Annotated in this window: 19 protein-coding genes and 1 pseudogene; 15 read left to right on the plus strand and 5 right to left on the minus strand. The window is 71.2% G+C overall.

Annotation, left to right across the window (positions count from 1 at the left end; genetic code table 11):
* Positions 1-122: 122 nt before the first annotated feature.
* Positions 123-1,073, minus strand: a pseudogene (locus DEJ11_RS02315) (carbohydrate ABC transporter permease); the annotation flags it as partial.
* Positions 1,070-2,428: an extracellular solute-binding protein gene (locus DEJ11_RS02320; protein WP_111029697.1), complete on the minus strand. Its 1,359-nt coding sequence runs from the start codon at positions 2,426-2,428 to the stop codon at positions 1,070-1,072. The gene DEJ11_RS02320 and the pseudogene DEJ11_RS02315, both read right to left, overlap by 4 nt.
* A 208-nt stretch (positions 2,429-2,636) precedes the next feature.
* On the opposite strand from DEJ11_RS02320, the gene DEJ11_RS02325 reads away from it, so the two are divergent.
* The 3 genes from DEJ11_RS02325 to DEJ11_RS02335 all read left to right on the plus strand — a co-directional run bounded on the left by DEJ11_RS02325 (position 2,637) and on the right by DEJ11_RS02335 (position 5,079).
* A complete protein-coding gene (locus tag DEJ11_RS02325; protein ID WP_111104768.1) occupies positions 2,637-2,978 on the plus strand; it encodes a hypothetical protein in 342 nt (113 codons plus the stop codon).
* On the plus strand, positions 2,959-4,125 hold the full coding sequence (locus DEJ11_RS02330) for a baeRF2 domain-containing protein (protein ID WP_111029699.1): 1,167 nt from the start codon (positions 2,959-2,961) through the stop codon (positions 4,123-4,125). The genes DEJ11_RS02325 and DEJ11_RS02330 overlap by 20 nt, the downstream gene beginning before the upstream one ends.
* Before the next feature lie 111 nt (positions 4,126-4,236).
* A complete protein-coding gene (locus tag DEJ11_RS02335) occupies positions 4,237-5,079 on the plus strand; it encodes a formate/nitrite transporter family protein (protein WP_111053885.1) in 843 nt (280 codons plus the stop codon).
* Between the two features lie 57 nt (positions 5,080-5,136).
* Here the strand turns inward: DEJ11_RS02335 and DEJ11_RS02340 are convergent, their stop codons facing one another.
* Complete coding sequence (locus DEJ11_RS02340; protein ID WP_111104770.1) at positions 5,137-6,348, minus strand: MFS transporter; 1,212 nt, start codon at positions 6,346-6,348, stop codon at positions 5,137-5,139.
* 95 nt (positions 6,349-6,443) lie between these two features.
* Here DEJ11_RS02340 and DEJ11_RS02345 point away from each other — a divergent pair, with 95 nt between their 5' ends.
* Positions 6,444-7,145: a GntR family transcriptional regulator gene (locus DEJ11_RS02345; RefSeq protein WP_239001395.1), complete on the plus strand. Its 702-nt coding sequence runs from the start codon at positions 6,444-6,446 to the stop codon at positions 7,143-7,145.
* A gap of 80 nt (positions 7,146-7,225) precedes the next feature.
* On the opposite strand, the gene DEJ11_RS02350 is transcribed toward DEJ11_RS02345, so the two are convergent.
* Positions 7,226-7,375, minus strand: a complete 150-nt coding sequence (locus tag DEJ11_RS02350; RefSeq protein WP_155896754.1) for a hypothetical protein — start codon at positions 7,373-7,375, stop codon at positions 7,226-7,228.
* A gap of 228 nt (positions 7,376-7,603) precedes the next feature.
* Here DEJ11_RS02350 and DEJ11_RS02355 point away from each other — a divergent pair, with 228 nt between their 5' ends.
* The 7 genes from DEJ11_RS02355 (at position 7,604) to DEJ11_RS02385 (ending at position 16,563) form a co-directional block, all read left to right on the plus strand.
* Positions 7,604-8,704 (plus strand): LacI family DNA-binding transcriptional regulator, encoded by a 1,101-nt coding sequence (locus tag DEJ11_RS02355; protein WP_071250632.1) that lies wholly within the window; start codon positions 7,604-7,606, stop codon positions 8,702-8,704.
* Between the two features lie 402 nt (positions 8,705-9,106).
* Complete coding sequence (locus DEJ11_RS02360) at positions 9,107-10,756, plus strand: ABC transporter substrate-binding protein (protein ID WP_111104772.1); 1,650 nt, start codon at positions 9,107-9,109, stop codon at positions 10,754-10,756.
* Positions 10,753-11,733 (plus strand): ABC transporter permease, encoded by a 981-nt coding sequence (locus DEJ11_RS02365; protein WP_017886395.1) that lies wholly within the window; start codon positions 10,753-10,755, stop codon positions 11,731-11,733. The genes DEJ11_RS02360 and DEJ11_RS02365 overlap by 4 nt, the downstream gene beginning before the upstream one ends.
* Positions 11,730-12,680 (plus strand): ABC transporter permease, encoded by a 951-nt coding sequence (locus DEJ11_RS02370; RefSeq protein WP_111091982.1) that lies wholly within the window; start codon positions 11,730-11,732, stop codon positions 12,678-12,680. Before DEJ11_RS02365 ends, DEJ11_RS02370 begins: the two co-directional genes overlap by 4 nt.
* Positions 12,677-14,473: an ABC transporter ATP-binding protein gene (locus DEJ11_RS02375; RefSeq protein ID WP_111053883.1), complete on the plus strand. Its 1,797-nt coding sequence runs from the start codon at positions 12,677-12,679 to the stop codon at positions 14,471-14,473. Before DEJ11_RS02370 ends, DEJ11_RS02375 begins: the two co-directional genes overlap by 4 nt.
* Positions 14,470-15,342, plus strand: coding sequence for an alpha/beta fold hydrolase (locus tag DEJ11_RS02380; protein WP_111088474.1), 873 nt, complete (start codon positions 14,470-14,472; stop codon positions 15,340-15,342). Before DEJ11_RS02375 ends, DEJ11_RS02380 begins: the two co-directional genes overlap by 4 nt.
* 24 nt (positions 15,343-15,366) lie before the next feature.
* Complete coding sequence (locus DEJ11_RS02385) at positions 15,367-16,563, plus strand: family 1 glycosylhydrolase (protein WP_111104775.1); 1,197 nt, start codon at positions 15,367-15,369, stop codon at positions 16,561-16,563.
* A 106-nt stretch (positions 16,564-16,669) separates the two neighbouring features.
* Here the strand turns inward: DEJ11_RS02385 and DEJ11_RS02390 are convergent, their stop codons facing one another.
* Positions 16,670-17,857: an ankyrin repeat domain-containing protein gene (locus tag DEJ11_RS02390; RefSeq protein WP_146250099.1), complete on the minus strand. Its 1,188-nt coding sequence runs from the start codon at positions 17,855-17,857 to the stop codon at positions 16,670-16,672.
* A gap of 144 nt (positions 17,858-18,001) precedes the next feature.
* Between DEJ11_RS02390 and DEJ11_RS02395 the strand changes: the two genes are divergently transcribed.
* From DEJ11_RS02395 to DEJ11_RS02410, 4 genes are read left to right on the plus strand one after another with little or no spacing between them, the layout of a single operon-like run.
* Positions 18,002-18,622: an acyltransferase gene (locus DEJ11_RS02395; RefSeq protein ID WP_111029708.1), complete on the plus strand. Its 621-nt coding sequence runs from the start codon at positions 18,002-18,004 to the stop codon at positions 18,620-18,622.
* On the plus strand, positions 18,619-19,716 hold the full coding sequence (locus DEJ11_RS02400) for a DegT/DnrJ/EryC1/StrS family aminotransferase (RefSeq protein WP_111104069.1): 1,098 nt from the start codon (positions 18,619-18,621) through the stop codon (positions 19,714-19,716). Before DEJ11_RS02395 ends, DEJ11_RS02400 begins: the two co-directional genes overlap by 4 nt.
* The gene (locus tag DEJ11_RS02405) at positions 19,713-20,729 is read left to right on the plus strand and encodes a Gfo/Idh/MocA family protein (RefSeq protein WP_111104071.1); all 1,017 of its coding nucleotides are present in this window, start codon (positions 19,713-19,715) and stop codon (positions 20,727-20,729) included. The genes DEJ11_RS02400 and DEJ11_RS02405 overlap by 4 nt, the downstream gene beginning before the upstream one ends.
* Positions 20,726-22,033 carry a nucleotide sugar dehydrogenase gene (locus DEJ11_RS02410; protein ID WP_111104073.1) on the plus strand — a complete coding sequence of 436 codons (1,308 nt, stop codon included), beginning with the start codon at positions 20,726-20,728 and terminating at the stop codon, positions 22,031-22,033. Before DEJ11_RS02405 ends, DEJ11_RS02410 begins: the two co-directional genes overlap by 4 nt.
* Positions 22,034-22,036 lie beyond the last annotated feature (3 nt).

Raw genomic sequence — 22,036 nt, forward strand, 5'->3', positions numbered from 1 at the left:
AGGCCCGGGTCGGCTTGGGTGGTGACCGTGCTGCCCGCCGCAGCGCGCGTCTGGAGCGCGGTGCGGGCCTCCCGGCCGTCGCGCCGTGCGCGCTTGCGGCGGTCGCGTTCGTCCTTGGGTGGTCGGTTCGTCAGCGCGAGGAACGTGAACGACAGGATGAACGCGGCCAGCGCGATGATGACCGCCTGCGCACTCGCGACGCCGTACTCGTTGAACGCGAACGCGTTCGTGTAGGCGGCGTAGTTCGGCGTGTACTCGGTGTCGATCGCCGGGGCCACGGTCGACAGGATCTGCGGCTCCGCGAAGAGCTGCAGGGTGCCGATGATCGAGAACACCGTCGTGAGCACCAGGGCCGGTGCGATGAGCGGGATCTGGATCCGCCACGCGACCTGGAACGCGTTCGCGCCGTCGACCTTGGCGGCCTCGTAGACCTCGCCGGGGATGGACTTCAGCTGCGCCACGATGATGAGCATGTTGTAGCCGGTGTACGTCCACGTGACGATGTTCGCGATCGACCACAGCACGCTGTTCGCGCCGAGGAAGTCCGGCTGCAGCCCCATCGACTGCAGCAGCGACACGATCGGCGACAGGCCGGGCACGTACAGGAACGACCACAGGATCGTGGCGATGACGCCCGGGACGCCGTAGGGCATGAAGTAGATCGCCCGGAAGAAGCCCGGCCAGCGGGCGCTCGCCGACTCGAGCAGCAGCGCGAGGATCGTGCAGGCGATGATCATCACCGGGACCTGGACGATGCCGAAGAGCAGCATGCGGCCGATCGAGGCGACGAACCCGCTGTCCTGCAGGGCGATCGCGTAGTTGTCGAACCCGGCGAACCGACCGACGACGCCGTCCTCACCGAACAGGCCTTCACGGTCGACGGTGGTGAACGACTGGAACAGGGCGCTGATGATCGGGATGACGAACGTCAGCAGGAACAGGGCAAGGAACGGGGCGAGCAGGATCCACGGGGCACGCTTCTGCGCGCTCGTGGCCTTCGTGCTCGTGCGGAACGCGGGCGTCCCGCCGGCCGGTCGGCCGGTGGACTGCCTGGTGGTGGTCTGCTGGGTCATCGTGCCGTCCTGACGCTGAGGCCCTTGTCCTTGAAGGACTGGACGATCTCCCGCTGTGCGAGCTCCACGGCGTCACTGAGCTTCAGGCCCGAGGTGAGCTTGCGGCGGAACTGGTTCTGCAGGCTGGTGAAGGCCGACTGGGTCACCGGGGACCACGACCAGTCGATGTTCTGCTCCTTCGAGGCCGGCACGAAGACGTCCTCGTTGTAGTTCTGGCCGGAGAACCACTTCGACGGCTTCTCGCGCTGCGCCCCGATGTAGTCGACGGCGGGCGACCAGCCGATGCCGCAGTGCTTGATCATCGCGTCGATGCCCTCCTTCGAGGTGGTCATCCACGTGATGAACTCGAGCGCCTCCTTCGGGTGCTTCGCGTTCGCCAGCACCGCGGCCGTCGAACCGCCGATGGCGCTCGAGCCGAAGCCGTCGGCGCCCCACTTCTGCATCGGGGCGACCTTCCACTTGCCCTCGCCGCCCTGCACCGACTCGATCAGGGCGTCACCCCAGCTCGCGCTCGTGACCGCGGCGATCTTGCCGCTCGCGGCCGCGGCGTACCACCCGGGGGAGTACGCACCGGCACTCGTGTCGACGAGCTCGTCGTCGATGACCCCGTCGAAGAAGTCCGCGACCATCAGGGTCTTGTCGTCGGTCATGTCGACGACCCACTCGTCGCCGTCGACCTTGAACCAGCGCGCGCCGGCCTGCTGTGCGTACGCGGCGAACGGTGAGGCGTCCGCGACCGGGAACACTTCGAGGTAGTTCTGCTTCCCGGTGCTCCGGACCTTGTCGGCCAGGTCACGCCACTCGTCCCACGTCGTCGGGGGTTCGCCGCCGGCCTGCTCGAGGATCGCGGTCTGGTAGTAGAACCCCATCGGGCCGGTGTCCTGCGGGATGCCGTAGATGCCGTCGACGAACGACACCTGCGCCCACGCGGCCTCGTCGTACTTCGACTCGAAGTCCTTCGCGCCGTACCGGGCCAGGTCGACCAGGCCGTTCGCGAGCATGAACTCGGGGATCTGCCGGAGCTCGACCTGCCCGATGTCCGGGCCGCCGCCGGCCGCGAGCGCGGAGTACATCTTCTGGTACCCGCCGCTGTTGCCGCCGGGGATCCAGTTCGCCGACACCTGGATGTCCGGATGTGTCCTGTTCCAGACGTCGCAGACCTTCTGCAGGTCCTTGAGCCAGGCCCAGTAGGTGAGCTGGACGGTCTCACCCGAGGCCGCGGCGGGCACGAGGGCCGCCTTGTTGACGTTGGTCGAGCCCGGGACCGCACAGCCGGCGAGGAGTCCCGCCGCCGCGGTGCCGAGGCCGAAGCCCAACAGGTGTCGTCTCGTGATGGGTCGTGGTCGTGGCGCCATTGCCGCACTCCGTTCGTCGTTGATCGGGGTTGTCGACACCCAATCACAGAACCGAACGCCGTTGTGGTTTCGTGACCGTACCGACACTGCGCGTTCCCGGCGCACCTTGGAACGGCCCCAGGCCCGGGCGCGGACGGTGGGGTCACAGAGCAGACACCGACGCCCCGGACGGCGAAGGCCGCCGGTGGCACGACCGGGAGGACAAGCGATGACCGAACGCGGGAACACCACCCATCGCCCCGAACTCGACGAGCAGCTCGCGCACGAGGCGCAGAGCATCGTCCAGGGGCACGGCAGCAACGCCCACGTCGAGGAGTTCCGGCAGTCCGAGCCGGTCCCCGACGACACCGACGGCCCGGAGACCCTCGCGGCGTCGGGCTACGACGGCGAGCTCGAGGGCGAGCTGCAGGACGACGCCACCGACGTGCTCCCCGAGGACGACGCCGACCGGGCCGACCCCCTGCCCACCGGCGACGGCGACGGAGCCGACGCGACCGTGTACCGCACCGAGACCGGGGAGGGCAGCACCGATGGCTCTGACGCAGAATGACGCGCCGCACCTGCAGTCCGGCATCGCCGAACGCCTGAAGCGCGGGGGCACGTGGACGTGGGCCTACGTCGACGCGTCCGGTGACCGTGAGGACCCGCAGCACCTCGCCGCCCTGCAGCGCCGGAAGGCCGAGGACGTGCTGCGGTCGGCCGGGGCGGGCGCCGAGGTCATCGACACGGTGATGGCCGAACTCGAGGAGACACCGGGGGTGCCGGCACCCGTCAGCCGGTACGTGCTCGTGCACGACGGCGAACTCGTGCTCAGCGAGGTCCTGCCCGGGGCGATGCACGCCCCGACGTCGATCGGCCACGACCCCGTGCCCGACCTGCTGCCGCTCCTGGCGCACCGGCCGCTCGACCTGCCGTTCCTGATCGTCGAGGTCGGTCGCGAGGGCGGTGGCTACCGCGCCTACCGCCTGGGCCACGCCGACGTGCCGGACCGCCGCGACGAGCAGCGCGTGCAGGGCCGCACCGACACGCTCCACAAGTTCCAGGGCGGCGGCTGGTCGCACCTGCGGTGGCAGCACCACACCGAGGAGATCTGGCGCGACAACCAGAACGAGGTCGCCACGTCCGTCGACGAGGCCTTCCGGCGGTTGCAGCCGAAGCTCATCGTGGTCGCGGGGGACATCCGCGCACGGGGGCTCCTGCTCGACCAGTTGTCCACCGAGGCGCGCGCCGTCGTCTCCGAGGTCCCGGTCGACACCCGGGCTTCGGATGCGTCGGAGACCGCGCTCGTCGAGCACGTCGACATCGCGCTCGCCCGGGTCATCGCGACCCGTCGGCACGACTTCGAGGACCTGCTCCGCACGCACGTCGGCCGCGGGGACAACCAGACGGTCACCGGCCTCGGGTCCGTCGTCGAGGCGCTGCAGCAGGCGCAGGCCTCGGTCGTCGCGATCGACGCCGCCGCGATCGGCGACCGCACCCTGCTCGCGCTGGGAGCGGTGCCGTGGATCGCCACGGCACCCGAGCAGGCGGCGGGGGCACCGGTCATCGGACCGGTCCCGGCCGTGTGCGCGATCGTCCGGGCGGTCGCCCTCACCGACGCGGAGCTGCTGCTCGTGAACGCCGCGTCGCTCCCGAACGGCGCGCCCGCCGCGGCGTTGCTGCGGTGGCCGGTGGGACCGGCGGTGCCGGCCGCCTGAGCGGTGACCGGACGACGGACGGGAGGCCCGGTGCCGGCTGGTACCGGGCCTCCCGTCCGTCTCGGCGCGATCCTGCGGGCCGCCACGACGGCCGCGTATAGCGTCCCGGCCATGACCGACGACCGCCGACGTGAGCTCGGCACCAGCGACGCACCCGTGGAGGACGAACTCGCGGAGTCCTTCGACGCGACCATCGAGGAGGGCGCGGAGCGGCTGCAACGGACGACCCGCGCCGTCCTCGTCACGGGGTTCTTCGGCGGCCTCGAGGTCGGTCTCGGCGTGATGGCGTACCTCGCGGTGCTCACCGAGACCGACAGCCACCTGCTCGCCGGGCTGGCCTTCGGCATCGGGTTCATCGCGCTGCACCTGGCGCACAGTGAACTCTTCACCGAGAACTTCCTGATGCCGGTCGCCGCCGTGGTCGCCCGCGAGGGGACCGTGCTGCAGCTCGTGCGACTGTGGGGCGGCACCCTCGTGGCGAACCTGGCCGGGGGATGGGTGTTCATGTGGCTCGTCGTCCAGGCGTTCCCGCAGTGGCACGCCACACTCTCGGAGTCGGCGCACCACTACGTCGACGCACCGTTCGGACTGCAGAGCATCGTGCTGGCGGTCCTGGGCGGCAGCACCATCACCCTGATGACGCGGATGCAGCAGGGCACCGACTCGGACCCCGCGAAGCTCGTCGCCGCCGTCGCCGGAGGCTTCCTGCTCGCCGGGCTGCAGCTCTTCCACTCGATCCTCGACTCGCTGCTCGTCTTCGGGGCGATCCAGTCGGGCGCGGACATCACCTACGGGCAGTGGCTCGGCTGGTTCGGGTACACGCTGCTGTTCAACGTCCTCGGTGGGCTGGTGCTCGTGACGGCGCTGCGCCTGCTCCGGACGAAGGAGCTCATGCAGGACCGCCGCCGGGACTCCCAGGACGACCCCGAGCGCGCCGACCACGAACAGGGGTGACGGGCGCGACGGGCGGCGCAGGCTGACGGGGTCGTCCGCGGTCAGTCGCGCGAACGGTCAGTCGTGCGAACGGTCGCGTCGGGGCACCAGCGGGACCGCGAGCAGCGGGAGCACCGCCACGATGCCGAACGACGCCGCGAACCCGAGCGTACCGACCAGCGCCCCGATGCCCGGACCGACGGCGCTCGCCGCGATGAACTGCCCGGTGTTCTGCGCCCCGAGCGCCCGGCCGGACCAGAACGGCCCCGCCGCCTCGGCGACCGACGTGTACGCCAGCCCGTTGTCGGCGACCGTCACGCTCGTCGCGAGCACCAGGAACACCGCGGCCCCGGCCAGGTGCGTCGCGTCGACGACCGCGAGCACCGCCATCACCACCGCGGCGCTCACCGCGACGATGCGCAGGGGTCCGACGCGCGATCCGGCACGGTCGCTCCAGCCACCGACCAGGATCCGGCCGATCGCCCCGACGAACTGCGCGGCGCCGACGAGCAGCCCGGCCGCCGGTGTCGACCAGCCGAGGCCGACGAGCCAGACGAGCCCGTACGTCGACAGGGTGAACTGCGGTACCACGAGCAGGACCGACACCGCGTGCACCCGCCACAGGAAGCCGCTCGAGCGGTAGGGGTTCGCGGTCGCCGTCGTCGCCACCGTGGCCCGGGCAGGGCGTGGCGGGTCGGTGATCCCGATCGCGCAGCAGACGGCGAGCACCGCGCACAGCACGATCGGCAGGACCAGGGCCGCGCGGATCCCGGAGCCCTCGGCGAGCTGCGGCACCGTGACCGCCGCGAGCGTCACGCCGAGCGGCTGCGACATCTGCCGGATGCCCATCGCGAGCCCCCGGCGCTCCTTCGGGAACCACCCCACCACGACCCGACCGCTCGCGGCGTTCGTCGAGGCGCTCGTCATGCCGCCGGCCAGGAACGCCAACCCGAGCAGCACCGGGTCGCCCGCAGCGAGCCAGGCGCCGACCACCGCCAGCGTGGTGAGCACGAGTCCGCCGGCGATGACGACGCGCTCGCCGAACCGGTCGGTGATCGCACCCCAGGCGATGAGCGTCAGCACCATGCCGAAGGTCGGGGCGGCGGCGAGCAGCCCGGCGGCCGGCAGGGACGTGCCGCGGCTGAGCAGGTGGGGGATGAGGAGCGCCGGCGCGGACACGACGAGCGTCCCCGCCGCCTGGGCCGCAACCCCGAGGGCGAGCATCGTCCAGGCGCGGGCGGAGACCGGCGGCGTCGTGGTGGATCGCTGCGGGGCGTCGGTCGTGGGCATGCGTCTCGGCCGTTCGTCGTCGTTCCATCGCGGAACGGATTGGTATACCAGAACGGTATACCATTCCCGCCGTCACGCCGCTAGGCTTGTCCGCCGTGACCGACACGACCGACGCCGCGCCCGTGTCGCAGACGGCCCAGCTCTACGACAACCTGCGCGCGGCCATCCTGACCCTCGACATCGCACCGGGGGAGCGCATCTCGGAGCGGGGGCTCGAGGCACGGTTCCACGCCTCGCGCACGCCGGTCCGCGCCGCACTGTCGCGGCTCGAGCGCGAGGGACTCATCCTGCACGAGGGCCGCTCGTGGACGGTCACCCCGATCGACCTCGACGAGATCGCCTCGCTCGCCGAACTCCGCGGCATCCTCGAGCCCGCTGCCGTCCGGTTGGCCGTCCAGCGTGCCACTCCCGAGCAGCTGGCGGAGGTCCGCGGGCACCTCGACGCGCTCCAGCCCACCCCCGACCAGCAGGCCGGCATCCGCATGGGGTCGACGTTCCACCTCGACCTCGCCGCGCTCGGTGGCAACCGGTTCGTCACCGACGCCATCGCCGACGCCCTGACGCGGCTCGAGCGCACGCGCTGGATCGAGGTCCGCACGCCCGAGGCCCGCGACGCCGCGTGGGACGAGCACAGCGCCATCATCGACGCCGTGCGCGACGGCGACGCGGACCGCGCAGCGGACCTCGTGGCCGCGCACGTGGCCGGCACGAACGACCGGCTCCTCAGCTGGATCGCGCAGGAGCGCCGACGCCTGCGCGGGGCAGGCATGACGATCGTGGGCGCGACCGAGCGCTGAGTGCCCGCGGACGGTGAGCGGTCTGCGGGCGCCTGCCCGGGCCTCCTGGCCGTGTCCGGGGGGAGGCCGGGCGCGAGCCGCTAGCGCAGGTCCGTCGTCTCCTGCGGTGCGTCGAGGTCGTCGAACGTGCGGATCGAATCCGTGCGTTCGAGCAGCGCGTCGCGCACCTCGGCCTCGTCGTGGCTCGCGCGGAGTGCGAGCTTGCTCCCGGAACGTGTCGACTGTGACATGTCGTGTCCTTCCCCTGTGTGTGGGCAACCTGATCGGTGCGGGCACGCGGCCCGCTGGTGCGCTTCCTCACGGGACGTACTGAGGTCGGAACAGTGTCGCGCGACCCCCGCTGTCCCGCAAGCGTTTCCGGCACCGTGTGGAGAACTCCCGGCACACGGCATGCCTAGGATGGTCCGGCCGCACAGCGCGAGGCGCGGCACCAGCGGACGTCGAAGGGGAGGCACGGGTTGGCCGACCAGCGCACCGCACCTCCCACGGTCTACGACGTCGCCTCTGCAGCCGGCGTCTCCATCGCCACCGTCTCGCGCGTGCTCCGCACGCCCGACGCCGTCCGCGAGGGCACCCGGGACCGCGTGCAGGCGGCGATCCGGAGCCTCGGCTACGTCCCGTCCGGCAACGCCCGCGCCCTCGCCGGCAAGCGCACCGGCGTCGTCGGACTGCTGCTGCCCGGGTTCGACGTGGTGCCCGACGAGCGGCCGGACCTGGTCACCGACGGCGGCGTCCGCGTGGTCGACGACCGGCGGCACGTGACGCAGCCGTTCTCGTCCAACCTGTACTTCGACGAGGTCCTGCGCGGTGCCGAGACCGAGGCCTGGCAGCGGGGGCTCGCGCTCATGGTCGCCGCCGGACGGGGTTCGTCGCGCGACGTCATCGTGAACGACGTCGCCGGCCGGGTCGACGGGCTCGCCGTGCTGGCGCAGACCGTGCCCGACGACCTGCTCGAGCACGTCGCCCGCCGCATCCCCGTCGTGGTGCTCGCCGACGACCGGCGCTCGCACGGGTTCGACTCGGTGAGCGTGGACAACGCCGCGGGCATGCGGACCCTGGCGTCGCACGTGATCGGGCGCCTGGGGATCCGGTCCCTCGCGTACGTGGCGGGGCCGATCGACTCGCCCGACGACATGGAGCGCTCGGCGGGGTTCCGCGCGGCGCTGGCCGACCACGGGGTGCCGGCCTCGGCGGTGCGCACCGTGCACGGCGACTTCGGGCGGGCCCGGGCGCGGGAGCTCGCGGTGTCGCTGCTGGCCGACGACGTCCCGCGCGCCGTGGTCTGCTCGAACGACCAGTCTGCGCTCGGGGTGCTCGACGCCGCCGCTGCCCGGGGGCTCCGGGTGCCCGAGGACCTCGTCGTGACCGGGTTCGACGGCATCGACGCCGGCCGGTTCTCGTCGCCGCGCCTGACGACGGTGCACCAGCCGATGGGGGCGCTCGGGCGTGCTGCCGTCCTGGCGATCGTGGACCGGCTGGAGCGCCGCGAGGGGCCGCCGCGCGCCGTGCGCCTGCCCGTCGAGGTGCTGCTGCGCGAGAGCTGCCCGCCCGCGCTGTAGGCGTGCGTGCCGTCGCGGGGTCGCACCGTGCGGCCTTCCGCATCCCGTGCGACCTTCCGCGCCCCGTGCGAGTCCGTAGCAGCGCACAGAGCGGGCAACCTCGCACCAGTCGGCGCACCTCGCACCGTGCGCCGCCCTCCCTCAGGACCGCAACCTCGCACCAGTCGGCGCACCTCGCACCGTGCGCCGCCCGACGCCGACGCCCCCACTCCACCGTGCCGCCCCGCGAAACAACACCCGCAGTTGCACGTCGCGATGTAAGCGCATACATTGAGCACGTACCGAATCGACATGGAGGTCGACCGAGCAATGACGCTTCCCCCACAGCGCACGCGCGGCACGCGTGACCCAGGCCCCCGCCGCCGAGGCCGCCTCGTCGCGGCCATCGCTGGCCTCGCCGCAGTGGCCCTCGTGGCCACCGGCTGCAGCATCCAGGTCCGATCCGAACCCGATCCCACCATCGGCAAGGACACGATGCTCATCAACGCGGACCGCGGCAACCCGCTGTTCGACCGCAACTTCAACCCGTACATCGCGAACGCCCGCACGGCCTCCAAGTGGATGTACGAGCCCCTCATCGAGGTGAACCCCCTCGACGGCAAGCGCAACCCGTGGCTCGCCAGCGCGTGGCGCCAGCCCGACGCGAAGACGATCGACATGACGATCCGCTCGGGTGTCGAGTGGTCCGACGGGTCGCCGTTCAGCGCGAAGGACGTCGTCTTCACCTTCGACCTGCTCAAGAAGTTCCCCGCCATGGACGTCAAGGGCGCCTGGCAGCACATCAAGAGCATCGAGCAGGACGGCGACCACGTCGTCTTCCACCTCAAGAGCGAGGACGTCCCGAGCCTGACGATCATCGGGCAGACGTACATCCTCGGTGAGGACCACTGGGGTGGCGTGAAGGACCCGACGACCTGGCGCGACCCGAACCCGGTCGGCACCGGGCCGTTCGTCCTCGGCAACTACACCGACCAGCAGTACTCGATGAACAAGAACCCGAAGTACTGGCAGGCCGACAAGATCGCCATCAAGCACCTCATCCTGCCGGCGACGAACACGCAGCTCGACACCGTCACCCGCGGCTACGACTGGGCGTACTCGTTCATCTCCGACGTCAAGGGCACCTGGGGCGCCGCGTCGAAGACGAACGAGTGGTGGTTCCCGGCCGGCGGTGTGATCGGCCTCATCCCGAACCTCACGAAGGCGCCGTACAACGACGTCAACGTCCGCCGGGGCATCTCGCTCGCGCTGGACCGAGACGCCATCGCCGAGACCGCGTCCGAGGGCAACCTGTCGGCGGCGGGCCAGACCGGCCTGATCCTGCCGAACCAGGAGCGCTACCTCAACCCGGACATCCCCGACAAGGGCATGATCACGCAGGACACGAAGGCGGCGCTCGCCAGCCTCGAGAAGTCCGGCTACACCGTGCAGGGTGGCAAGGTCGTCAAGGACGGCAAGCAGCTCGCCATCACGATCATGACCGCGAACGGCTACTCCGACTGGCTCCGCGCCGCGCAGGAGGTCCGCCGCGAACTGACGGCCATCGGCATCAAGGTGACGATCCAGGCGCCGCAGCCCGCCGGGTACCAGCAGAACATCAACAACGGCACGTTCGACATGGCGATGGGCGGCATGGGCAACGGTGACGTCTACCAGGCGTTCAACTCCCTGCTCAGCAGCGAGTTCTACCAGCCCGTCGGCAAGTCGACGGTCAACAACTACGAGCGGTACAAGAACGCCGACACCCAGAAGCTCCTCGACGAGTACAAGGCGACGACGGACACCGCGAAGCAGCAGGAGATCCTCGACCAGCTGCAGCAGACCGTCTACGACGAGCTCCCCGTCATCGGCATGTACTACGGCGGGCTCTGGGGCCTGTTCAACACCGGCAAGTTCGTCGGCTGGCCGAGCGCGAAGGACCCGTACATGGCACCGCAGAACTACGACTCGGCACCGCTGCTCATCTTCACGAAGCTCCGTCTGCGCGACAGCGCCGCCGGCAAGCAGATCCTGCAGGAGCAGGACGCCGCGCAGCAGGAGGACCAGAAGTGAAGTACATCCTCCAGAAACTCGTCCTCTTCGTCCTGACCCTCTGGGCCGCGGTCACGCTGAACTTCGTGCTCCCGCGCCTGATGCCCGGCAGCCCGGCCGACGCCGCACTCGCGAAGCTCAGCCAGAACGGCCCGGTCACCGACGCCACCAAGAAGGCGATCGAGGCCCAGCTCGGGGTGCCGACCGGCAACCTCTGGGACCAGTACGTCAGCTACCTGCACCAGGTCATCACCCTCGACTTCGGCACGAGCTACACGTTCTACCCTCAGCCCGTCGGTGACCTCGTGTCGAAGGCCCTGCCCTACACGCTGATCCTCGTCGGGGTCGTCACGATCCTGGCGTTCGTCCTCGGCACCCTGATCGGTGTCGCGGCGGCGTGGAAGCGCGGCACCTGGCTCGACTCACTGCCCACCCTGTCGGGCAGCTTCATGTCGACGTTCCCGTACTTCTGGACCGCCCTGCTGCTGCTGTTCTTCCTCGGCTACGTGCTGCACTGGTTCCCGACCACGGGCGCCTACTCGGCCACGACGACGCCGGGCCTGAACGGTGCCTTCTTCGGCGACGCACTGCAGCACGCAGTGCTGCCGGCGGTCACGATCCTGGTGACGAGCCTCGGCGGCTGGATCATCGGCATGCGCAACGCGATGATCAACACCCTCGGTGACGACTACGTGACCTTCGCCGAGGCCAACGGCCTGCGCGGACGCACCGTCGCCATCCGCTACGCGGCCCGCAACGCGATCCTGCCGAACCTGACCGGCTTCGGTCTGGCGCTCGGTGGCGTGGTCGGCGGTTCGGTCCTGGTCGAGCAGGTCTTCGGCTACCCGGGCATCGGCTACCTGCTGTTCAACGCCGTCATCGGGCAGGACTACCCGCTCATGCAGGCTCTCTTCCTGATGATCACCGTGTCGGTGCTCATCGCCAACTTCATCGTGGACGTCATGTACGGCGTTCTGGACCCGAGGACGCGTCGATGACCAACACCACCACCCCGGACGCCACAGTCGCAGTCCGCACGCAAGAAGAAGCAGCCCAGGCGCCGTCCAAGTGGCGCGCCGCCGCCCGCCAGTTCGGCGTCGTCTGGTCGAACAAGAAGGCCCGGATCGGCATCATCATCCTCGGCGTCTTCGTGTTCGTCGCGATCTTCGCCCCGCTCCTGGCCCCGTACGGCGCCAGCCAGAACGGCTTCGCCCGGTCCGCCGACGCGACGCCCGACCACTGGATGGGCACCACCGCCGCCGGCGAGGACGTCCTGTCCCAGATCATCTACGGCGCCCGCATCTCGGTCATGGTCGGCGCGGTCGCGGGCATCCTGTCCACGCTCGTCGCCGTCGCGATCGGCCTCAGCTGGGGTTACGTCCGCGGCTGGGTCGCCGAGGTCATCGGGTTCATCGTGAACCTGTTCCTCGTCATCCCGGGTCTGCCCCTGATGATCGTCATCGCCGCCTACCTGCAGAACGGCGGCATCGCGGTGATCATCGCGGTCATCGTCGTGACCGGTTGGGCGTGGGGCGCTCGCGTGCTCCGCTCGCAGACGCAGTCGCTGCGCGGCCGGGACTTCGTCACCGCCGCCCAGTTCTCCGGTGAGGGCGCGACCCGCATCGTGTTCCGCGAGATCCTGCCGAACATGACGAGCCTCATCGTCGGCAGCTTCTTCGGGGCCGCCACCAGCGCCATCCTCGCCGAGGCGGGCCTCGAGTTCCTCGGACTCGGCGACTCGTCGATCGTCAGCTGGGGCACGATCCTGTACTGGGCGCAGAACTCGAACGCGCTGCTCACCGGGCAGTGGATCCTGCTCTTCGCGCCGGGTCTCTGCATCGCGCTGCTCGCGATGAGCCTCACCCTGATCAACTTCGGCGTCGACGCCGTGTCCAACCCGCGGCTGCGCGACGGCGCACGGCCCCGTAAGGAGAAGCGCGCATGAGCGGCTTGCCAGAAACGCACCCGGCAGACGGCCTGGAGGCGCCCACCGGCGCCGCCACGGGCCTCCAGTCCGACGCCCGTCACGACCAGGGCGACGCCTCCGTCCTGCTCGACGTCCGCGACCTGTCGGTCGTCTACGAATCGGCCGGCCAGACGGCCGTCCAAGCCGTCGACCACGTGTCGTTCCAGCTGAAGAAGGGCGAGTTCGTCGGCCTGGTCGGCGAGTCCGGTTCCGGCAAGTCGACGCTCGGCTACGCGCTGACCCGGCTGCAGAAGCCGCCGGCGCGCACGAACGGCGGCAGCATCGTCTTCGCGGGCAAGGACATCCGCGACCTCGACGACGAAGCCCTGCGCCAGCAGCGGCAGGGCGGCTTCGCCATGGTGCTGCAGTCCGGCATGAACGCGCTCAACCCGGTGCGCACCATCCGGAACCACTTCATCGACGTCTTCAAGGCGCACGGCCACGTGTCGCGCGACCGCTGGGACGCCCGGATGAAGGAGCTCATCGAGAAGGTGAAGCTGCCGACCTCGATGCTCGCCCGGTTCCCCGGGGAGCTCTCCGGCGGCATGCGGCAGCGCGTCTCCATCGCCCTGGCGCTCTCGCTCGAGCCGCAGCTCATGGTGTTCGACGAGCCGACGACGGCGCTCGACGTGCTCGTGCAGCACGCCGTGATGGACACGATCATCGAGCTCCAGCGCACCGAGGGCTTCACGGCGATCCTGATCAGCCACGACCTCGGCATCGTCCTCGAAGCCACCGAGCGCGTCCTCGTGATGCACGAGGGCCGGATCGTCGAGGACGGCGGCTCCCGCGAAATCCTCCGCGACCCGCAGGACGAGTACACGCAGATGCTCCTGTCGCACTACGCCGACCCCCGCGCCGAGGTGGTGTCGCTGCCGGGCTTCCCGGACCGCTCGCTCCGCGCCGAGGCCGGCGAGAAGCGGCAGGAGACGACCTCGTCGTTCAGCACCGTCGGGTCCCGCGAGCGCAGTGCCGCCCGCAACCCGATCGTCGTCGACCACATCGTGAAGACCTACCCGGCTCCCCGCCGCGGTGAGCAGCCGGTGCAGGCCGTGCGCGACGTGTCGTTCACCCTCGAGCCCGGGCAGTCGCTCGCCCTGGTCGGCCAGTCCGGTTCGGGCAAGTCGACCATCGCGAAGCTGCTCACCGGCGTCGAGAAGCCGACCACCGGCACCGTCCGGTTCGGGGACCTCGACGTCGCCCGCCTCGGCAAGCGCGGCCTGCGGGACCTCCGCTCCGAGGTCCAGATGGTGTTCCAGGACCCGTACTCGGCGCTCAACCCGCTGCACACGGTCGAGTACACGCTGTCCCGGCCGATCGCGAACTACACCGGGCTGACCGGGCGCGATGCCCGGCGCCGGGTGCTCGAGCTGCTCGAGACGGTGGGGCTCACCCCCGTCGAGCAGTTCGCCCAGAAGCTCCCGCACCAGCTCTCCGGCGGGCAGCGGCAGCGTGTGGTGATCGCCCGGGCGCTCGCGAGCGACCCGCAGGTGATCATCGCCGACGAGCCGGTGTCCATGCTCGACGTGACGCTGCGCGCCGGTGTGCTCGCGCTGCTCGAGGACCTCCGCGAGCAGTGGGGCGTCTCGCTCCTCTACATCACGCACGACCTGCTGAGTGCGCGGCTCATCACGGACGACATCATGGTGCTCCACGAGGGCGCCGTCGTCGAGCGGGGGCACACGGCCCAGGTGCTGCAGGACCCGCAGGACCCGTACACGATCGCCCTCCTCGACGCCGTTCCCAACCCGCGGAGGACCCTGCGCGCATGACGAACCTGCACGACTTCCCGACGGTCCCGCCGTTCGGGCACCTGCCCACCCCGGACGGCGTCGACGTCGTCGGGATCGACGTCCCGGTCGGGCGGCTCACGGCCTACCGGATCGTGCCCGAGGGGGTGTCGAAGGGCACCGTGCTCATCGTCCCCGGGTACACCGGCTCGAAGGAGGACTGGCGGACCTTCCTGCCCGTCCTCCGCGACGCCGGCTGGACCGCGGTCGCGATCAGCCGGCGTGGTCAGGCCGACTCGGCAGCGCCGACCGAGCCGCGGGACTACTCACTCGACGAAGAAGCCGCCGACGTCGTCCGGGTCGCGCGCCTGCTCGACGACGGTGCCCCCGTGCACCTGGTCGGGCACTCGCTCGGCGGTGTGATCGTCCGGGCCGCCGCGCTCCAGGACCCGACGGCGTTCCGCGACGTCGTGCAGTTCTGCTCCGGGCCGCACGGGTGGCCGTACCGCAAGGTCGCCGAGCTGACGATCCTGCACGACACCGGGGGGAACCTCCGGCAGCTGTTCGACTCGACGAACCCGCTCTGGGCGTACCGGCCCGACGAGGAGCTGCCCGACGACGTCCGGATGGTCCGCGACCGGTTCGACGCGACGAGCCCGCTCAGCGTCGTCGCCGGTGGTCACATCCTCGAGGACCACACCGACGCCTCCGACGCCCTGCGCGCCACGGGCCTGCCGGTCCTCGTCGCCCACGGCGAGTGGGACAACGCCTGGCCGATCCCGTGGCAGCGGGCGATGGCCGAGCAGACCGGCGCCGAGTACGTCGTCATCCCCGCGAGCTACCACGGCCCCCAGGTCGAGAACCCGCTCGGGACGGTCGCCGTCTTCGACGCATTCCTGAGCCAGCACTGACTCGAACAAGCACTGAAAGGCACCATCATCTCCACGCTGCAGTTCCCCGACGGCTTCCTCTGGGGTGCCGCCACCGCCGCCCACCAGATCGAGGGCAACAACGTCAACAGCAACTGGTGGGTGCACGAGCACGAGCCGGACACCACCATCGTCGAGCCCTCGGGCGACGCGGCGGACAGCTACCACCGGTACCGCGAGGACATCCGCATCGCGGCGGAGCTCGGGCTGAACTCCTACCGGTTCAGCATCGAGTGGGCCCGCATCGAGCCCGAGCGCGGGTTCGTCAGCCGTGCCGAGGTCGACCACTACCGCCGCATGGTCGACGCCTGCCACGAGTTCGGCATCGAGCCGATCGTCACCCTCATGCACTTCACCGTGCCGCGCTGGTTCGAACGCGACGGCTTCTGGCGGGCACCCGACGCCGCCGACCTGTTCGCCCGCTACACCGAGGCCGCGCTCCCCGTGGTGCAGGACGGTGTCCGCTACGTCTGCACGATCAACGAGCCGAACATCGCGGCGATGCTCGCCGGCGGCGAGGACGCGGCCAACCTGGTGGCCTTCGGCCTGCCGAACCCGGACCTGGGGGTCGCCGACGCCCTGCTGGCCAGCCACAAGCGGTCGCGCGAGGTCCTGTCACAGGTGTCGGGCCTCCAGTCGGGGTGGACCATCGCGACCCAGGCCTTCAAGTCGTCCGGCGAGCCCGGGGCGGACGCCATGCTCCGCGAGTACGGGTACCCGCGCGACGACTGGTACCTCGAGCAGGCCGCCGGCGACGACTTCCTGGGCGTGCAGGCCTACACCCGCACGTTCATCGGTCCGGACGGGCCCCTGCCCGTGACGGACGACGTCGAGACCACCCTCACCGGCTGGGAGTTCTACCCCGAGGCCTCGGCCGACGGGCTCCGCAGCGCGTGGGAGCTCTCCGGCGGCGTCCCGCTGATGATCACCGAGAACGGCATCGCCACCGCCGACGACTCCCGCCGGCAGGCCTACACGCAGGGCGCCCTCGAGGGCATCCACCGCTGCATCGAGGACGGCATCGAGGTCCTGGGCTACCAGCACTGGTCCCTCCTGGACAACTACGAGTGGGCCTCCGGCTTCCGCCCGACCTTCGGGTTGGTCGCGTGGGACCGCGAGACCTTCGAGCGCACGCCGAAGGACTCCGCCCGCTGGTACGGGCGGCTCGCACAGGCGAACGCCATCGAGTCGGTCGCCGTCTAGGACGGTCGACCCGCAGGCGCGCGGCGGACGGGAGGCCCTGCTCCCGTCCGCCGCGCTTCGTCACGTCCGGCGCGGGTCGGCCCACGGGCCGTGGTGCGGACAGCGCTCAGGCGGCGGCGAGCAGGTCGGCGACGGCCGTCTCGCGGAGCAGCTCCGCCCGGTCCGCGGCGCTCGAGCCCTCGTCGTCGACGGCATCGCGGTCGACGTCGAGCGACAGCACGACCCGGACGGTGTCGAGGTCGCCGGAGTCGACGGCCGCGATCAGCAGCGTCGCGCCCCGAGACCCGCGCGCCCTGGTGTCCGCACCCGCGGTGGCGAGTGCACGCACGATCGCGGCGTGCCCGCCCCACGCAGCGCGGACGATCGGGGTGTTGCCGTCGCCGTCACGGGCCTCCAGGTCGGCACCCGCTCCGACCAGCACGTCGACCGCCCGTCGTGCGTCGCGGTCGATCGCCAGCGTCAGCGGCGTCCGCCCCTCGGTGTCCTCCAGCTGCAGGGTCGCGCCGCGGCGCAGGAGTTCCTCGAGCATCTCGGGGTGGTCGAACCACGCGGCGGCGTGCAGCGGGGCGAAGCCCCAGCGGGGATCGACGTCGTCGACGTCGCTCGCGTCGTCGGCCAGGTGCAGTCCGCCGAGGTCGCCGTAGGCCGCTGCCCGCACCACCTCGGTCGTCCACTCGACCCAGCCGTCCGGCACCGGGCCGTGCCAGCCGCGTGCCGGGCGCGCCTCGAGGTCGGCGTACACGCTCTCGGCGACGCTCCGGATCGCCACCCGGACGCCCCGGAACCGGATCGCGACCTCGCCGACGGGGGAGATCAGCAGGCGGAGCTCCCAGGCGTCGTGCTCGTTCAGGTACTCGAGCTCACCCCGGGCGACGTGGGCGTCACCGGCGAGCAGTGCTGCGGCGTCGACACCCGGCGGGTCGATGACGGCGTCCCGGAGCCGGAGCGACACCCTGGCGTGGTTCCAGCGGCGCCACAGGCCGCTCGGGGTGTCGAGGACCTCGTCGTTGCGCACCACGATGTCGGCGTGCACGACGACCGGGTCGGGCACACCGTGTCCCGGCAGGTCGACGGGGGTCGTCACGTCGTCCTCGTCGGCGTCCGGGTCGACGACGGCGTCGGCGGACTCCACGACCCAGCGTTCGATCCTCGAGTCGGTCCACTTGACCGTCAGGAGCGCGGCGACCGTGGGCGGGGCGTCCTCGAGCAACCGGGTCACGTGTTCGCGCTGGCCGTCGAAGTCCTCGAGGGAGACGTAGCCAACGGAGGGCCAGTTCACTCGACTCCATCGCACGGGACGACACTACCGGCGTCCGGCGCCGGGGCTGCGGTGCGATCGCATCACACTCGCAATCATCACACTTGATATGTCGTACCGGTATATCGTATGGTGGTCCGGCAGCGGAGGTCCCGCCGCGCCTGATCCGGAAGCGCACCCATGACCCCCAGTCCCACCCTCCCGACGGCGTTCATCGCCCCGGCAGCCGTCGTGTCGCCCTCGGCGGCCGTCGCTCCCGGGGTCCGCATCTGGGACGACTCCCACGTCGAGGCGCACGCGTCCGTCGGCAGCGAGACCCTCGTCGGCCGCGGCGTCACGATCGGCGCCGGCGTCCAGATCGGTGCCCGCTGCAAGATCCAGAACGGCGCCCTCGTCTACGGACCGGCGGTCGTCGGCGACGGAGTCTTCATCGGCCCCGGTGCCGTCCTCACCAACGACAACACGCCGCGGGCGATCAACCCGGACGGCTCCGTGCAGGACGCCGACGACTGGCGGCCCACGGCCGTCGTCGTCGAGCACGGCGCGTCGATCGGCGCCGGGGCGCTCTGCGTCGCCCCCATCCGCATCGGCCGGTGGGCGATGGTCGCGGCCGGCGCCGTCGTCGTCCACGACGTCCCGGACCACGCGCTCGTCGCCGGGGTCCCCGCCCGCCGCATCGGCTGGGTGAGCCGGACCGGCCGACGGCTGGCGCAGGTCGACGACCGCACGCTGGTCTGCACCGAGACCGGTGACCGCTTCCTCCACTCCGAGACCACCGACACGATCGAGGCGATCCGTTGACCACCACACTCGAACTCATCCCCGCGGCGAAGCCCCTCATCGGCCTCGAAGAACGCCGCGCCGTCGATGCCGTGCTCGAAGGCGGCGGGCTCGCACAGGGCCCCGAGGTCGCCGCCTTCGAGCGCGAGTTCGGCGACGTCCTCGTGGACGGAGCCGCGGTCACCGCGGTCAACAGCGGCACCGCTGCACTGCACCTGGCGCTCGTCGCGCTCGGCATCGGTCCGGGTGACGAGGTCATCGTCCCCTCGTTCACCTTCGCGGCCACGGCGAACGCGGTCCGACTCGTCGGCGCCGAGCCGGTGTTCGTCGACATCGATCCCCTGACCTACTGCGTGGACCCGGCGGCTGTCCGGGCCGCCGTCACCCCGGCGACCCGTGCGGTCATGCCGGTGCACCTCTACGGGCACCCGGCCGACATGACCGCGATCACCCGGATCGCCGAGGAGCACGACCTGCTCGTGGTCGAGGACGCTGCGCAGGCGCACGGAGCCCGGTGGGCCGGCACGCGCGTCGGCAGTTCGTCCGACGCCGCGGCGTTCAGCCTCTACCCCACCAAGAACATGACCGCGGGCGAAGGGGGCATGGTCTCGACCCGCGACACCGCGGTCGACCGGATGCTCCGGCTGCTCCGGAACCAGGGCATGGAGCAGCGCTACGCGAACGAGGTCATCGGCTTCAACGCGCGGATGACCGACATCCACGCCGCGATCGGGCGTGTGCAGCTCCGCAAGGTGCTCGGGTGGACCGCACAGCGCCAGGCGAACGCGGCCTACTTCAGCCGTGAACTCGACGGGGTGGTGACACCGACGACCGACCCCCGAGCCGAGCACGTCTTCCACCAGTACGTCGTGCGGGTGCCGTCCGACCGCGACGGCTTCGCGGCCGCACTGCGCTCCGAGTTCGGCATCGGGACCGGGGTCTACTACCCGACGCCCGTGCACCGGCTCCCGTCGTTCGCACACGACCTCGACCTGCCCGAGACCGAGCGTGCCGCGTCCGAGGTCCTCGCGCTCCCCGTCTACCCGACCCTGACGCTCTCGCAGCTCGACCGCGTCGTCGAGGCCGTCAACACCCTCGCCGGGGCCGGACGATGAGCGGCGTGCTGCGAGCCGGGGTCATCGGCCTCGGGATGATGGGGCGGCACCACGCCCGGGTCCTCCGGTCGCTCGAGGGGGTCGAGCTCGTCGGCGTCGCCGATGCCCTCGGCGACCAGCACGACGTCGCCCAGGGCGTGCCGGTCGTCCGGTCCGTCGGTGAGCTCGTCGCACTCGGGCTCGACACCGCGGTCGTCGCGGTCCCCACGGCGCACCACGAAACCGTCGGTCTGGAACTCGCCGCGGCGGGGGTGCACGCCCTGATCGAGAAGCCCGTCGCGGTCGACGGTCCGGCTGCCGCGCGCCTCGTGGCCGCCTTCGACCGCGCCGGACTCGTCGGTGCCGTGGGCCACATCGAGCGCTACAACCCGGCGCTCCAGGCGCTGCGACAGCGGCTCGACGCCGGTGAGCTCGGCGACGTCTACCAGATCGTCACGCGTCGCCAGGGGCCCTTCCCCGCACGGATCGCGGACGTCGGCGTCGTGAAGGACCTCGCCACGCACGACATCGACTCGACGTCGTGGATCGCCCGGTCACCGTTCGTCCACGTCGGAGCGCTCGCGGGCACCAAGAGCGGGCGTCCCCACGAGGACCTCGTCACCGTCACCGGACGCCTGGCCGACGGCACCCTGACCTCGCACCTCGTGAACTGGCTCACCCCGTACAAGGAACGTCTGTTGATCGTCACCGGTGACCGTGGCACGTTCGTCGCCGACACCCTCACCGCCGACCTGACCTTCCACGAGAACGGCACCGTCCAGACCGAGTGGGACCAGGTCGCCGCGTTCCGGGGTGTGTCCGAGGGGGCCAGCACCCGGTTCGCCATCACCAAGCGCGAGCCGCTCCTGGTCGAGCACGAGGCGTTCCGCGACGCCGTGCTCGGGCGGCCGTCGGACATCGTCACCCTCCGCGACGGCCTCCGGACGGTGCTCGTCGCCGAGGCCGTCCTCGAGTCCTCGCGGATCCAGCAGACCGTGCAGCTCGGCACGGACGCCGAAGGAGCAGCAGCATGAACGTCGTCGTCGTCGGTCTCGGCAAGATCGGGCTCCCGCTCGCCGTCCAGTACGCACGATCCGGTGCACACGTCACCGGCCTCGACGTCGCGAGCGGGGTGGTCGACGCCGTGAACGCTGCGACCGAGCCGTTCCCCGGCGAGCACGGGCTCGCCGACGGCCTGCGTGAGGTCGTCCCCGCGGGGCTGCTCCGCGCGACCACGGACGCCGCGGCAGCGATCCCCGACGCCGACGTCGTCGTGGTCGTCGTGCCGCTCTTCGTCGATGCCGACGGCATCCCCGACTTCGGCTGGATGGACGCCGCCACCGACACGATCGGCGACCACCTGCGACCCGGCACCCTGGTCGCGTACGAGACGACGCTGCCGGTCGGGACGACCCGTGGCCGCTGGGCGCCCCGGCTCGAGGCCCGCTCCGGACTCGTCGAGGGGCAGGACTTCCACGTCGTCTTCTCGCCGGAGCGGGTCCTGACCGGCCGGGTGTTCGCCGACCTCCGGCGCTACCCGAAGCTCGTCGGTGGTCTCTCCGACCAGGGCTCGGCGCGCGGCCGGGCCTTCTACGAAGCGGTGCTGCAGTTCGACGAGCGCGACGACCTCGGTCGTCCGAACGGCGTCTGGGACCTCCGTACCGCCGAGGCCGCCGAGCTCGCGAAGCTCGCCGAGACCACCTACCGCGACGTCAACATCGCGCTGGCGAACGAGTTCGCCCGGTTCGCCGAACGGCAGTCCATCGACATCGCCGAGGTCATCGACGCCTGCAACTCCCAGCCGTACAGCCACATCCACCGCCCCGGGATCGCGGTCGGCGGTCACTGCATCCCGGTGTACCCGCGGCTGTACCTCTGGAACGACCCGGAGGCCACGGTCGTCCGTGCCGCACGTGCCAGGAACGCGGCGATGCCGGCCCACGCGGTCGACCTCCTCGAGCGTCTGCACGGGGACCTGCGGGGGCAGCGGGTCGTGGTCCTCGGTGCCGCCTACCGTGGCGGCGTGAAGGAGACCGCCTTCTCCGGAGTGTTCGGCACGGTCGACGCACTCCGGGCGCACGGCGCGCTCGTGACGGTCTCCGACCCGCTCTACTCCGACGACGAACTCCGCCGTCTCGGCTTCGAGCCCCACACCGACGGCGAGCCCGTCGACGCCGCGGTCGTGCAGGCCGACCACGCCGAGTACGCGACGTGGGACGAGTCCCGCCTCCCCGGCGTCCGCACGGTCGTCGACGGCCGACGGGTCCTCGACGTCGAACGGTGGGCGTCCGCCACGGTGACCGCGATCGGTGCTCCGCCCGTGGTCCCCGTGGCCTGACAC

The sequence above is a fragment of the Curtobacterium sp. MCLR17_058 genome, assembly GCF_003234705.2.
Lineage (GTDB): Bacteria > Actinomycetota > Actinomycetes > Actinomycetales > Microbacteriaceae > Curtobacterium > Curtobacterium flaccumfaciens.

Coding starts and splice junctions, on each gene's coding strand:
- DEJ11_RS02395 (WP_111029708.1), top strand. CDS start 18,002: ATGACCCCCAGTCCCACCCTCCCGACGGCGTTCATCGCCCCGGCAGCC.
- DEJ11_RS02370 (WP_111091982.1), top strand. CDS start 11,730: ATGACCAACACCACCACCCCGGACGCCACAGTCGCAGTCCGCACGCAA.
- DEJ11_RS02325 (WP_111104768.1), top strand. CDS start 2,637: ATGACCGAACGCGGGAACACCACCCATCGCCCCGAACTCGACGAGCAG.
- DEJ11_RS02350 (WP_155896754.1), bottom strand. CDS start 7,375: ATGTCACAGTCGACACGTTCCGGGAGCAAGCTCGCACTCCGCGCGAGC.
- DEJ11_RS02405 (WP_111104071.1), top strand. CDS start 19,713: ATGAGCGGCGTGCTGCGAGCCGGGGTCATCGGCCTCGGGATGATGGGG.
- DEJ11_RS02410 (WP_111104073.1), top strand. CDS start 20,726: ATGAACGTCGTCGTCGTCGGTCTCGGCAAGATCGGGCTCCCGCTCGCC.
- DEJ11_RS02375 (WP_111053883.1), top strand. CDS start 12,677: ATGAGCGGCTTGCCAGAAACGCACCCGGCAGACGGCCTGGAGGCGCCC.
- DEJ11_RS02335 (WP_111053885.1), top strand. CDS start 4,237: ATGACCGACGACCGCCGACGTGAGCTCGGCACCAGCGACGCACCCGTG.
- DEJ11_RS02320 (WP_111029697.1), bottom strand. CDS start 2,428: ATGGCGCCACGACCACGACCCATCACGAGACGACACCTGTTGGGCTTC.
- DEJ11_RS02380 (WP_111088474.1), top strand. CDS start 14,470: ATGACGAACCTGCACGACTTCCCGACGGTCCCGCCGTTCGGGCACCTG.
- DEJ11_RS02330 (WP_111029699.1), top strand. CDS start 2,959: ATGGCTCTGACGCAGAATGACGCGCCGCACCTGCAGTCCGGCATCGCC.
- DEJ11_RS02340 (WP_111104770.1), bottom strand. CDS start 6,348: ATGCCCACGACCGACGCCCCGCAGCGATCCACCACGACGCCGCCGGTC.